A 12884-nucleotide genomic window follows, 5' to 3' on the forward strand; every position below is an offset into this window, starting at 1 on the left:
ATTTGGTATCTGGACTTTGTAGTTTAATATTTAACAATGGGTGCATGATCAGGTTTTCAGATTTTTTGAAGAGCATGCATCATTAACTAAAAAATCTAAAGTATATTTAAATCATGGCAAGGTACACAGGACCAAAGACCAAAATTTCCAGAATTTTTGGTGAACCCATTCTCGGTAATGGTAAGTATTTAAGCAAAAACAGCAACCCTCCGGGTCAGCACGGTGCTAACCGTAAACGCAAACAATTAGGTGAATACGCACTGCAGCTGAGAGAAAAACAAAAAGCTAAGTATACCTATGGCTTGCTGGAACGCCAGTTCCGTAACCTGTTCGACGAAGCTACCCGTAGAAAAGGTGTTGCCGGTGAGGTATTGATCAAACTGCTGGAAGCCCGTCTGGATAACACTGTTTTCCGTCTGGGTATCGCTCCTAGCCGTCCTGCTGCCCGTCAGCTGGTTTCTCACAAACACGTTACCGTTAACGGTATTGTAGTAAACACTCCTTCATTCCAACTGAAACCAGGAGATGTTATCAGCCTGAAAAATAAAACAGCAAACAATTCTGCTCTGACCAGCGTTATTCGTGGAAAAAATCCAAAATTCAGCTGGCTGGATTGGAATGAGAAAGAAATGAAAGGTGTATTCATTGCTTATCCTGAGAGAGAGAGCGTTCCTGAAAATATCAAGGAACAACTGATCGTAGAATTGTACTCTAAGTAATAAATAATTAGTCCATGGCCCCAGGTCATGGACTAACCTCATATTTAACAAATAAATCAATCATATCAATGGCAATTTTAAATTTCCAGAAACCTGATAAGATCGTATTGCAAAAGTCTACCGACTTTGAAGCTCAATTCGAGTTCCGTCCATTAGAACCAGGTTATGCTGTGACTGTCGGTAATGCGTTGCGTCGCGTACTGTTGTCTTCTTTGGAGGGCTATGCCATTGTGGGTATTAAAATTGAAGGAGCAGATCACGAGTTCGCTACACTGAAAGGTGTTACGGAAGACGTTACTGAGATTATCCTGAACCTGAAACAGGTTCGCTTCAAGAGAATCTCTGAGAGTGATGTAACGAACGAAAAGATCACGCTGTCGATCAAGGGTAAAACAGAATTCCGTGCAGATATGATTGAAAAAGCCACCAGTGCTTTCCAGATCATGAATCCTGAGCTGTTAATCTGCACCCTGGATCCTTCTGCCAAGCTGGATATTGAACTGACTATCGGTAAAGGCCGCGGTTATGTTCCGGCTGAGGAAAACAAACCCAAAGATGCAGTATTTGGCTACATCGCGATCGACTCTATCTTTACGCCCATCAAAAACGTAAAGTACAGTATAGAAAATACCCGTGTGGAACAAAAAACCGACTATGAGAAGCTCGTTATGGAGGTGATCACCGACGGTACTATCCACCCAGAAGAAGCGGTAAAACAAGCGTCCCGCATCCTCATTCAGCACTTGATGATCATTACTGATGAAAACATCAGCTTCGACACCAAGGATACAGAAAAAGAAGATGTAGTAGACGAACAAACACTGCAACTGCGTAAGATACTGAAAACGCCACTTGAAGATCTCGATCTGAGCGTACGTGCATTCAACTGTCTGAAAGCAGCTAAAATCAACTCCCTCAGTGAACTGGTTCAATACGAACAGGAAGAACTGATGAAGTTCAGAAACTTCGGTCAAAAATCCCTCAGCGAAATTGAACAGGTATTAGGCGAAAGAGGTCTGCACTTCGGTATGGATCTGTCTAAACTGAAGCTCGAAGAAGAATAGTAAATTTTTGTGTTAAGCCAAAGCTTTGCAACTCGCAGATGCTTTGGCTTAACCGCTTTATATCAACAATACCTTGCAATTCCTGACACGGTGTAAGGTCTAAAACAAAATGTCATGCGTCACGGAGTTAAATTAAACAAATTAAGCAGAACTGCTTCTCACCGTAAAGCCCTGATGTCTAATCTGGCTTGCGAACTGATCAGCCACAAACGTATCACCACTACACTGGCAAAGGCAAAAGCCCTGCGTGTGTATGTTGAACCACTGCTGACAAGAGGCAAAACCGATTCTACCCACAACCGTAGAATTGTGTTCAGCTACCTGCAGGATAAAGAAGCTATCAAGGAACTGTTCGGTACGATCAGTGAAAAAATAGCTACCCGTCCTGGTGGTTACACCCGTATCATTAAATTAGGCAAACGTGTGGGCGATAACGCAGAAGTTGCACTGATTGAACTGGTAGATTTCAACGAAATCTATGGTAAAACAGAAGAAAAAGCTGCTGCTAAGAAAACTCGTCGTGCTGGTGGTGCTAAGAAGAAAGCTGCAGAAGATGCAACTGAAACTAAAGCTGCTGATACTGCAACAGAAGAAAAATCTGCTGAGTAATCTTATATCAACGATACGAGAAAAAGGACAAAGCCTGGCTTTGTCCTTTTTTATGCCTTTATAAATGTATATATTTCGTAATATTACAGTAGATAATGATAGTCCTATGAAATACCTGCGTTGCGACAGCTGTGGGCACGCTAACCCGCTGAAATCCGAATACCTTACTTTTTGTGACGCCTGCAGCAAAAAGCTGCCAAACATCTATACAGATTGGCGGAAGCATCGCCCGATGGCCTCATTTCCCGAATATGTCTTGGAAGTGGGCATCTCTCTCCAAAAGGAAAAAACAAACATATTCACCTGGGCCCGGCGTCAATGGGAGTCCGCTAACCGGGGAAAAGTGTTTTTATTTATAAGCATTTTCGTTGCATTACTGGCGGTAACCGGCACCTTATTCGGAAAAAGAGCGGTGTTTACGTTTATTTATCCCAAAGTACCATCCGGTAGTTTGTATAACAGCTGGCAAACGGCCACTATTGGTCGCCAGGCCCTGGAAATCAGTACGCCAGTAAAGTTATGGGTACATGACCAGCCACTGGAAGGAGAAGAGGCAAAAGTGATTGAATATGCCAAAAGTTATCGCAATGAAGATGGCGGAGGCATCCGTATTGCAGTTAATATGTATAGCTATCTCAGTAATGTGACCAATACGCTGGATGAAGCCATTGCCGACTCCCATAATAGTATGCAGTTAAAGGAAAACGCCTCGGATGTTCAATGTAAGTCAGTACCAGTATTGATTTCAGGCACACAAGGCATCCTGGAAGAAGGAAATTATATGTATAAAGGAGGTATCCGGCTGGCATTTTGTAACCTGGTAATGATCAAAGGCAGCAATCGCTGGCAAATACAGATTAGCTATCGCGACGACGATGAAATCGGGCGCCAGGTAGCACAGCGGGTGTTAAAATCTGTAAAAATTAAGTAACATATCAATTTCTGGAAAAAAAATCTGTAAATAACTGTTGCATTTCATACCTTTGCACGGTTTTTTATCCGAACCTTCAGGGCTTTTTGTACCCTTGAAGGTTTTTTTTAAAATATAAAACAAGACAGATACCAGAAATGCCTCAGACAAGAACCATCCAACCTGCCATACTGCTGTTAGACGACGGTACGGTTTTTCAGGGAAAAGCTTTTGGAAAAATTGGCACTGCTGCCGGTGAATTAGCTTTCAATACCGGTATGACGGGTTACCAGGAAGTGTTTACGGACCCTTCTTATAAAGGACAGGTACTTATAATGAACAACTGTTACATCGGAAACTACGGTACCAAGAAGGACGATGTAGAGAGCAGCAGTGTAAAGATCAATGGTTTGATCGCCAAAAATATCGCGTACAACTATTCCAGGAAAATGGCAGACGCTTCCCTGGAAACGTTCCTCACCGATAACAACCTGGTAGCTATTTACGATGTAGATACCCGTGCCCTTGTATCCCACATTCGCAGCAAAGGCGCCATGAATTGCATCATCTCTTCCGCTATCCTCGATGTAGCACAACTGAAAGCAGAATTGGCAAAAGTACCTTCTATGGAAGGACTGGCCCTGTGTAAAGATGTAACTACTACCGAGGTCTACAATGTAGGGGATCCTAATGCCGACATCCGCATTGCGGTACTGGACAACGGGGTGAAAAGAAATATGCTGAAATGCCTGTCTGAGAAGGGCGCTTACCTACAGGTATTCCCTACAGATACTGCGTTTGAAGTTTGCGAAGAATTTAAACCGCATGCCTATTTCATCTCTAATGGCCCCGGCGATCCGGCTCCATTGACATATGCAGTGGATACCGTGAAAAAGATCCTGTCGGCGGAAAGACCCATGTTTGGTATTTGCCTGGGTCATCAACTACTGGCGCTGGCTAATGACATTCCTACTTATAAAATGCACCATGGCCACCGTGGACTGAATCACCCGGTTAAAAACCTGAAAACAGGTCTTTGCGAAATTACTACGCAGAACCATGGTTTCGCGGTGGATTCTAAAGCAGTAGCAGCAAGCGAAAATGTTGAAGTAACCCACATTAATCTCAATGACAATTCTGTGGAAGGCATCCGTATCAAAAATAAACCTGCGTTCAGCGTACAATATCACCCGGAATCAACCCCCGGTCCATTTGATAGCCGCTACCTGTTCGATGATTTCTTTGAAATGATCAAAGCGCATAAAGCATAGGTCATTTTTCAAGCGATCTAAAGCATTCATATTATTGAGCGAAGAACAATGTTTAACCGCATTTGTCTTCGCTCTTTTTATTTTTATTTCTCAAGAAACGAAACGGTCCCGAAGAATCGGGACCGTTGCATTTTAAAATTCCACGTTATGAAAACAAACGAAATTACTACAACATGTGGTGTAGGTTTTCTCGCCCGTTTTATTACATAACAATATTATAGAAAAAAGGTCAACGAAAAGGGGAATATTTTTGGAATAAAGGGATAAAATGGAAGTTTTAGACGTTTTACAGAGAAATTGAGAATATTGGGAAAAAAAATACGGCTCTGTGATCAGAGCCGTTTGCCTTTATAAATTCCACGTTATGAAAAACTGATACAAAAATACGATATTTTGCTAAAACGTTTTAGTTATTCTTTGAGTTTTACAGAAGATTGATAAATCTTTCTTGTAATGACGAGTCAAAGGTCGGACCAAATAAACGTTGTAAGAAATAAAGCAGGTTAAATTTTTCTTAAACAAGTTTAGATTTTGTCCGATATCGTATTTGTAAATATTTTTATAATTTAATATTTTTTGTCGTTGTTGTTATTTATGTATCAAATATACGAAACAAAACATGAAAATTCCAAGCGAATAGTGTTAAATAATTGCTTTTTTGTTCTAAAAAACATATATTAATTTATTTGTAATATGTTTTAGCCACTTTTAAGAACGCTTATACCTGGTTTTACAGCAAAAAATTATTTGGTAGTTCTGCCAGGATAGATTTCCAATGCTTTTTCCAGGCAGACCATTGCATGACGAATGTCTGTGGTATTAAGCACATAGGCTAACCGTACTTCATTTTTACCCAATCCGGGGGTAGCATAAAAGCCGGTGGCCGGCGCCATCATCACTGTCTGACCATCATGGGAAAAAGATTCCAGCATCCACTGGCAGAATTTATCGGTGTCATCTATAGGAAGGCGGGCAATGGCATAGAAAGCGCCTCCCGGGTTAGGGCAATATACGCCTGGAATATTATTGAGCATTTTTACCAATATATCACGGCGACTCATGTACTCCGCTTTGATGCCATCAAAATAATCAGCTGGCAGATCGACCGCGGCTTCACCGGCAATCTGTGCAAAGGAAGGTGGGCTCAGCCGTGCCTGGGCAAATTTCATGGTTGCATCCAGTACTGCTTGATTTTTGGTAACAAACGCACCTATACGCCCGCCGCAGGCACTGTACCTTTTGGAAATCGTATCCATCAGGATAACGTTGTCTTCCATTCCTTCTAGGTTCATGGCGGAGAAATGGGTACCGGTATAGCAAAATTCGCGGTAAGCCTCATCTGAAAAGAGAAACAGGTTATGTTTCAAACACAACTGTTTGAGCACTTCCATCTCTTCTTTACTATAAAGATACCCGGTAGGGTTATTAGGATTACAGATGAGAATAGCTTTGGTACGCGGTGTAATAGCTTTTTCAAAGTCGGCCATCGCTGGCAACGCAAAGCCGGTTTCTATGCTGGCAGTGATAGTTTTAATCTTCACTTCTGCTTCCACTGCGAAGCCATTGTAGTTGGCGTAAAAAGGTTCGGGCACAATGATCTCATCTCCCGGGTCGAGGCAGGCCATGAATGCAAATACTATGGCTTCAGAGCCACCGGTAGTAACAATGATCTGGTTGTGGTGGAGAGAGATGTTGAATCTTTCATAATAACTCACCAATTTACGGCGATAGCTTTCATTACCCGCGCTGTGGCTGTATTCCAGGATTTTAAAATCGGAATGACGTACTGCATCCAGTACTGGTTTGGGTGTTTCAATGTCCGGCTGACCGATGTTCAGGTGGTATACTTTAACCCCTCTTTTCTTGGCTGCTTCCGCAAATGGGACAAGTTTTCTGATAGGAGAAGGCGGCATTTGCTCTCCTCTCTGGCTAATGGTAGGCATAAAATTGTTTTGATTCTTTTGCGGTACAAATATAGGAGTATAGGGGATACTACAGGCAACAAAAAAACCTTACAGCATTGTGCTGTAAGGTTTTAATATTTTATGGGAGGTGATTATTTGTTGGCGGCACTTACTGTACCAGTCAAGTGCAGTTCCTTATCCTGATCAACACCTCTGAATTTCACCCAGATGGTTTTGTTCTGCTGGCCTAAGCTATTAGCGCTGTAAGTAGCAGTAACTTTACCTTTTTTACCAGGCAGAATAGGTTCCTGTGTCCATTTCGGAGTGGTGCAACCGCAGCTTGCGCGGGCAGCTTCGATCAGTACAGGTTCTTTGGAAATGTTGGTGAATTCGAAATCAGCGGTCACTGGTTTGTTGAAATCAGTTTTACCAAAATCGACAGTTTCTTTGGCAAACTTTACTTTGGTGTCAGTCGGATTCTGAGCTGGTGCAGATTGAGCCCACAGTGCTGTTGTCAGCAGCATGCTCGCAAACAGGGATAAGATAAATTTTTTCATTTTCATATGATGGTTTTAATGCGACCGTTAAAAAATATTGATATCTTTCTTGGTATGAACAAATTTACGGCCAAAAAGTATTATAAACCTTACAATTTATTAAAATCTTATTAAAAAAAATCAGATTATTTTAAATGGTAGAATCGTCCCGTTTTTCTACTGTATAATTAACCTTACTTTTGTACTTTAACCATGAGGCATGATAGAAAATAACGAACTAGCTATGAATTTAGAAAGCCGGTTGTCATTCGAAGAGTTCCGCAAGGAAGTGCTAAATGATTACAGGTTAGCCTGTGATAGCAGGGAAATAAGTCTGCTGGCCCGTAAGGAAGTGCTTACAGGTAAAGCAAAGTTTGGCATTTTTGGTGACGGTAAGGAAGTGGCGCAGATAGCAATGTCCAAATACTTTCAGCCAGGCGATTTTCGTTCCGGTTATTACCGCGATCAAACCGTTGCATTTGCCACTGGTATTGCCACTCCAGAACAATTCTTTTCGCAGTTATATGCAGATCCCGACCTGAAAAATGAACCCTTTTCAGGAGGGCGCCAGATGAACTCCCATTTTGCCACACCTAATCTCGATAAAGACGGGAACTGGCTTAACCTGGCAGATATGAAGAATTCTGCTGCTGATATGGCGCCTACAGCCGGACAAATGCCACGCGCGCTGGGACTGGCTTACGCTTCTAAAGTATTTAGAGAAGTAGAAGCATTACACGCCTACACAGGGCTTTCCCATAATGGTAATGAAATTTGTTTTGCTACTATCGGTGACGCCTCTACGTCGGAAGGCCACTTCTGGGAAACCATGAATGCTGCCGGCGTATTACAGGTACCCCTGGCAGTATTTGTTTGGGACGACGGCTACGGTATTTCTGTTCCCCGCAAATACCAGACTACTAAAAACTCAATCAGTGCCGCACTGGAAGGCTTCCGCAAAACGGAAGATTCCAACGGATTTGATATCTATAATGTGAAAGGATGGGATTATGCCGGCATGTGCGAAGTGTTTGAGGCGGCTATCCGCAAAATTCGGGAAACGCACATTCCTGCCCTGTTTCACGTGGAAGAAATAACACAGCCGCAAGGGCATTCTACCAGCGGTTCGCACGAACGTTACAAAAGCAAGGAACGCCTTTCCTGGGAACGGGAATTCGACTGTAACGTAAAATTGCGTTCCTGGATTATTGAGAATGCCATTAGCGATGAGGCGACCCTGCAGGCAATTGAAGCAGAAGCTAAAGTAAAAGCACAGGAAGCCCGCAAATCTGCCTGGGAGAAATATATAGCGCCCATTAAAGCGCATGTACAATCATTTATTGCACTGGCTACGCCAGTGGCGGCCGTTGCCGGCGCCAATGCTGATATGGTTAACGTAGCGATCCGTGATTTGCAACATAACCGTGAACCGTTACGCCGCGATATCCTGAAAGCTACTGCCACGATTTTGCTGAAACATGCGTCGCTAAAGGCTGATCCGGCCATACAGGCATTACAGCAATTTTACGACAGCTATCTACAGGAACAGAAAGACACCTATAATGCCGATTTATATGCCAGCGGCGTTAACTCGGCACTAAATGTACCGGTGGTACCAGCTGAGTATGATGCGGAAGGTGTTACCATCAATGGTTACGAAGTACTCAACAGGTATTTTGATCAGCTGTTTACCAACAACCCTAAAGTATTTGCCTTCGGAGAAGACGTGGGAAAGATCGGAGATGTAAACCAGGGCTTTGCCGGGTTACAACAAAAACATGGAAAAGATCGTATAGCCGATACCGGTATACGTGAGCTGACCATCATGGGGCAAGGCATTGGGCTGGCCCTGAGAGGTCTTCGTCCTATTGCAGAAATACAATACCTCGATTACCTCTTGTATGGATTGCAGCCATTGAGCGATGATGTAGCATCGTTGCAATATCGTACCAAAGGAATTATGCATTGCCCGCTAATTGTACGTACCCGGGGCCATCGCCTGGAAGGCATCTGGCACAGCGGTTCCCCGATGGGAATGATTATCAATTCCCTGAGAGGGATGCATGTATGTGTGCCCCGTAACATGGTACAGGCAGCTGGTATGTACAATACTTTGCTGCAAGCCAACGAACCGGCCTTGATGATTGAATCATTGAATGGCTATCGCTTAAAGGAAAAATTACCAACTAACCTGGAATCCTTTACTGTGCCGTTGGGCATTCCGGAAGTACTGCAGCCCGGAACAGATGTAACCATTGTAACATATGGTTCTATGACCCGCATTATAGAGGAAGCGATGATAACCTTAAGCGAAATTGGTATTTCCTGCGAACTGATAGATGTACAGACGTTGCTGCCGTTTGATATTCATCACAGTATTGTGGAATCACTCAAGAAAACCAATCGTATTCTCTTTGTTGATGAAGACGTACCTGGTGGAGGCACTGGCTATATGTTCCAGCAGGTGATAGAAGTACAGGGAGGTTACCGTTGGCTGGATGTAGCGCCCCGCACACTTAGTGCACAGGCACACCGCCCGGCTTATGGTTCTGACGGAGACTACTTTTCCAAGCCCAATACGGAAGATGTGGTCAGGATAGTTACAGAAATGATGCAGGAGTAGTACTGCTCTAAATAATAACAGCGCCGGTTTCCTCTACGGGAACCGGCGTTTTCTTTGGGATACCCTTAAATTGGCGGAGCCATCATATTAGCATATTATCTGCTAAAGTGATGGCTCCTTTAAAATTAAGCAGTTGAAAGGCTTAGTAATATTTTGCTATTATGGCGCAGCAAAGGTGTGTGCTTTTCGGCGATGAACAATGGGCCAGTGGCGGAGTTAATGATTATTTCACATCCATATACCCGATGATGGATGACCTGAAATAATTGTGGGTACTGCCTTTTAGCTGAAGTTGCAGATATTTTCTCCGTTCATAGCAAGGGATTATTGCTTTATGTCGTAATGTACTATATCATTGCAACGGTGAATACATTCAAATAACCTTCAAATATTAAAGGATGAAAAATATAGTAGTACTGGACGGCTATACCCTAAACCCTGGTGATCTTGACTGGGCTGCTTTGGAAGCATTGGGAAACGTGAAGATGTATGACCGCACGCCAGAGGCGGAGGTGTTGTCCAGGGCCCAGGATGCACATATCCTGTTGACCAACAAAGCCATTATAAATGCAGATACCATTCGCCAGTTGCCACAACTGGAGTATATCGGGGTTACTGCCACGGGGTATAATGTAGTAGATATTGCAGTTGCACGCAGCCGGCAAATACCCGTTAGCAATGTACCAGCTTACAGTACCGCTTCCGTAGCGCAGCTCACTTTTGCGCTGATATTGGAGTTATGCCATCATACCGGGTTGCATGCGGAAAGTGTGCGTGCAGGTGAATGGGGCAGGAGTAGTGATTTCAGTTACTGGAAAACTCCATTAACAGAACTGGCCGGTAATACCCTGGGTATTGTAGGGCTGGGGCAGATAGGGCAGGCTGTAGCGCGGATCGGGCTGGCTTTCGGGATGAAGGTGATCGCCTATCATAAGCATCCTGACCGGGATAAGATGGAGGGCGTCACTTTTGTAGATCTGGCTACCTGTTTCCGGGAGGCCGATGTGGTATCGCTGCATTGTCCATTGAATGCAGCCAATAAAGAATTCGTAAATGCTGCGTTATTATCTACCATGAAAAAAGCGGCCTTCCTGGTTAATACCAGCCGGGGACCATTGATCAAGGAGGCGGACCTGGCGAGGGCTTTAGCTGAGGGTGTTATCGCTGGTGCGGCGTTGGACGTATTGTCGGTAGAGCCGCCTTTGGCCGGCAATCCTCTGGTGACTGCACCTCATACCATTATTACCCCACATATTGCCTGGGCTACACAGGCTGCACGAAAACGATTGATGCATACAACTGCAGAGAATGTAAAAGCATTTTTGGGAGGGGCGCCACAAAATATTATTAATTAGTATTCCCCGCAGAGCCGGTAAATATGTTTTTATGTTGTAAGCGAGCACTAAACCGCAAACCAAAGCCGTCGGGGGATATTCTTAAAGGGAATGGTTGAAATGAATATTCCGGTAAGAAGTGAATAGGGATGGATGGACAAGGTTATAAATATGTTATTTATTTTTGAATAAACGTATCAGATACGCTCATTCGGAGCAGCAACTAAAATCTAAATATTTACCCGCTTAAAACCAACGTACATGCAACCAAGCATTCTTTTGGCAGAGGACGATATTTTTTTTGCTAAAGTAGTTAAGAGACAACTCGAACGCGCAGGTTATAATGTTACTTTCTGTGAAAATGGGCAGGAAGCCTGGGAAAAATTTCAGAAGCATGTTTTTGATCTTTGCCTGCTTGATGTAGTAATGCCGAAGAAGGATGGCTTCGCGTTGGCCCAGGATATCCGGTCAACCGATGTAAATATTCCCATTTTATTTACTTCATCCCGGTATATGGAACAAGACCGCCTGCAGGGTTTTGAGTCTGGTGCAGATGATTACATTGTAAAACCTTTCAACATCCAGGAGTTACTTTGCCGGGTAGATGTATACCTGAAGCGGAGCAGGCTGTTGAAGAGCGAAAGGCGCATTGTTTACACCATCAGCAACCTCGTTTTTGATTATTCTCAATATAATATTCGGCATAAAAATGCAGATTCCCATGTTCGTATGGCCCCAAAAGAAGCGGAATTACTTCGCTTTCTATGTGAGAATTCAAACAAAAAGCTGAAAAAAGATGATATTCTGACCTGTATCTGGGGACAGGATGATTTCTTCTCATCACGCGTAATGGACGTTTACCTGACCAGGCTTCGTAAGCACATTGCACAGGATCCTGCTGTAAAACTCGAAACCTACCATGGTAAGGGACTGATGTTTATTGCGGATGACCTGGATCGCTCACACACCATCTTTAAGATTTAGCTGTTTTTGGTTTGGTTAACTCCATCCAATGGAAAACGTCCGCTGTAATGGCGGACGTTTTCTTTTTTATATGTTGATAAACAACTATTTCAGATTGTAGAAAACCTGCTGTACATCTTCGTCCTGTTCCAGGCGGTCTACCAGTTCCAGCACTTCTTTTGCTTGTTCATCATTCAATTCTACGGTAGTAGTAGGAATGCGTTTCAGCTCAGAGCTAATTACTTCCAGGCCTTTATCATCAAGGGCTTTGGCCATATTACCGAACTCCGTAAATGCCGCACGGATAATGATATTACCTTCACTATCTTCTCCAATTTCTTCCAGTCCAAAATCTATCAGTTCCAGTTCCAGGTCTTCCAGGTTTTGCCCGGCATTTTTTACTTTGAATTCACCTACGCGATTAAACAGGAAGCCTACTGAGCCACTGTTACCCAGGCTACCTCCACCTTTGGTGAAGTGCATACGGAGGTTGGCAACCGTACGGGTCGTGTTGTCGGTAGCTGTATCAATAATTACCGCTACACCATGAGGAGCATAGCCTTCATATACCACCTCTTCGTAATCAGTTTTGTCTTTACCCATAGCACGCTTAATAGCAGCGTCTACACGGTCTTTAGGCATATTAACACTCTTGGCATTGAGAATGCAGCGGCGGAGTGCAGGGTTATTATCCGGATCAGGACCGGAAGCTTTTACCGCTATGGCTATTTCTTTTCCGATTCTTGAAAATGCTTTCGCCATCTTGTCCCAGCGGGCAAACATGGTCGATTTTCTTACTTCAAATATTCTTCCCATTGGAGTGGTATATAATTAATACTTGTAAAAACAGAACGCAAAAATAAGGATTTTCAAATTCAGGAGTAGGCTGATTTTAGGGATTTAACTTAAAAGCGGCGAACAAAACGATCATAATGATTCGTTTTGTCCGCC

Annotated in this window: 10 protein-coding genes and 1 pseudogene; 8 read left to right on the plus strand and 3 right to left on the minus strand. The window is 43.4% G+C overall.

Annotation, left to right across the window (positions count from 1 at the left end; translation table 11 throughout):
- The first annotated feature begins 113 nt into the window (after positions 1–113).
- The 5 genes and pseudogenes from rpsD (at position 114) to carA (ending at position 4573) form a co-directional block, all read left to right on the plus strand.
- Entirely contained in the window at positions 114–719 is a 606-nt protein-coding gene (gene rpsD, locus HGH90_RS22560) for a 30S ribosomal protein S4 (RefSeq protein WP_079470751.1), read from the plus strand.
- A gap of 68 nt (positions 720–787) precedes the next feature.
- A complete protein-coding gene (locus HGH90_RS22565; protein WP_079470750.1) occupies positions 788–1783 on the plus strand; it encodes a DNA-directed RNA polymerase subunit alpha in 996 nt (331 codons plus the stop codon).
- A gap of 114 nt (positions 1784–1897) precedes the next feature.
- A pseudogene (gene rplQ, locus HGH90_RS22570) lies at positions 1898–2248 on the plus strand (50S ribosomal protein L17); the annotation flags it as partial.
- 250 nt (positions 2249–2498) lie between these two features.
- On the plus strand, positions 2499–3323 hold the full coding sequence (locus HGH90_RS22575) for a hypothetical protein (protein WP_169191922.1): 825 nt from the start codon (positions 2499–2501) through the stop codon (positions 3321–3323).
- A gap of 137 nt (positions 3324–3460) precedes the next feature.
- Positions 3461–4573 (plus strand): glutamine-hydrolyzing carbamoyl-phosphate synthase small subunit, encoded by a 1113-nt coding sequence (gene carA, locus HGH90_RS22580; protein ID WP_168765962.1) that lies wholly within the window; start codon positions 3461–3463, stop codon positions 4571–4573.
- Between the two features lie 743 nt (positions 4574–5316).
- Here carA and HGH90_RS22585 read toward each other — a convergent pair.
- Both HGH90_RS22585 and HGH90_RS22590 read right to left on the minus strand, forming a co-directional pair.
- A complete protein-coding gene (locus HGH90_RS22585) occupies positions 5317–6516 on the minus strand; it encodes a pyridoxal phosphate-dependent aminotransferase (RefSeq protein ID WP_168765961.1) in 1200 nt (399 codons plus the stop codon).
- Positions 6517–6629: 113 nt separating this feature from the next.
- Positions 6630–7040 carry a DUF1573 domain-containing protein gene (locus HGH90_RS22590; protein WP_248277047.1) on the minus strand — a complete coding sequence of 137 codons (411 nt, stop codon included), beginning with the start codon at positions 7038–7040 and terminating at the stop codon, positions 6630–6632.
- Between the two features lie 217 nt (positions 7041–7257).
- Between HGH90_RS22590 and HGH90_RS22595 the strand changes: the two genes are divergently transcribed.
- The 3 genes from HGH90_RS22595 (at position 7258) to HGH90_RS22605 (ending at position 11954) form a co-directional block, all read left to right on the plus strand.
- Complete coding sequence (locus HGH90_RS22595; RefSeq protein ID WP_247679975.1) at positions 7258–9636, plus strand: thiamine pyrophosphate-dependent enzyme; 2379 nt, start codon at positions 7258–7260, stop codon at positions 9634–9636.
- Positions 9637–10034: 398 nt separating this feature from the next.
- On the plus strand, positions 10035–10991 hold the full coding sequence (locus HGH90_RS22600) for a D-2-hydroxyacid dehydrogenase (protein ID WP_169191923.1): 957 nt from the start codon (positions 10035–10037) through the stop codon (positions 10989–10991).
- Between the two features lie 240 nt (positions 10992–11231).
- Positions 11232–11954, plus strand: coding sequence for a response regulator transcription factor (locus tag HGH90_RS22605; protein WP_168765958.1), 723 nt, complete (start codon positions 11232–11234; stop codon positions 11952–11954).
- A gap of 84 nt (positions 11955–12038) precedes the next feature.
- Here the strand turns inward: HGH90_RS22605 and HGH90_RS22610 are convergent, their stop codons facing one another.
- Positions 12039–12749 carry a YebC/PmpR family DNA-binding transcriptional regulator gene (locus tag HGH90_RS22610; protein ID WP_168765957.1) on the minus strand — a complete coding sequence of 237 codons (711 nt, stop codon included), beginning with the start codon at positions 12747–12749 and terminating at the stop codon, positions 12039–12041.
- Between the last annotated feature and the right edge of the window lie 135 nt (positions 12750–12884).

The organism is Chitinophaga sp. Ak27 (assembly GCF_012726295.1).
GTDB lineage: Bacteria > Bacteroidota > Bacteroidia > Chitinophagales > Chitinophagaceae > Chitinophaga.

What these genes read in the sequence shown, in the direction of transcription:
- HGH90_RS22585 (WP_168765961.1), bottom strand. Translation starts at nt 6,516, where the DNA reads ATGCCTACCATTAGCCAGAGAGGAGAGCAAATGCCGCCTTCTCCTATC.
- carA (WP_168765962.1), top strand. Translation starts at nt 3,461, where the DNA reads ATGCCTCAGACAAGAACCATCCAACCTGCCATACTGCTGTTAGACGAC.
- rpsD (WP_079470751.1), top strand. Translation starts at nt 114, where the DNA reads ATGGCAAGGTACACAGGACCAAAGACCAAAATTTCCAGAATTTTTGGT.
- HGH90_RS22575 (WP_169191922.1), top strand. Translation starts at nt 2,499, where the DNA reads ATGAAATACCTGCGTTGCGACAGCTGTGGGCACGCTAACCCGCTGAAA.
- HGH90_RS22590 (WP_248277047.1), bottom strand. Translation starts at nt 7,040, where the DNA reads ATGAAAATGAAAAAATTTATCTTATCCCTGTTTGCGAGCATGCTGCTG.
- HGH90_RS22565 (WP_079470750.1), top strand. Translation starts at nt 788, where the DNA reads ATGGCAATTTTAAATTTCCAGAAACCTGATAAGATCGTATTGCAAAAG.
- HGH90_RS22595 (WP_247679975.1), top strand. Translation starts at nt 7,258, where the DNA reads ATGAATTTAGAAAGCCGGTTGTCATTCGAAGAGTTCCGCAAGGAAGTG.
- HGH90_RS22605 (WP_168765958.1), top strand. Translation starts at nt 11,232, where the DNA reads ATGCAACCAAGCATTCTTTTGGCAGAGGACGATATTTTTTTTGCTAAA.
- HGH90_RS22600 (WP_169191923.1), top strand. Translation starts at nt 10,035, where the DNA reads ATGAAAAATATAGTAGTACTGGACGGCTATACCCTAAACCCTGGTGAT.
- HGH90_RS22610 (WP_168765957.1), bottom strand. Translation starts at nt 12,749, where the DNA reads ATGGGAAGAATATTTGAAGTAAGAAAATCGACCATGTTTGCCCGCTGG.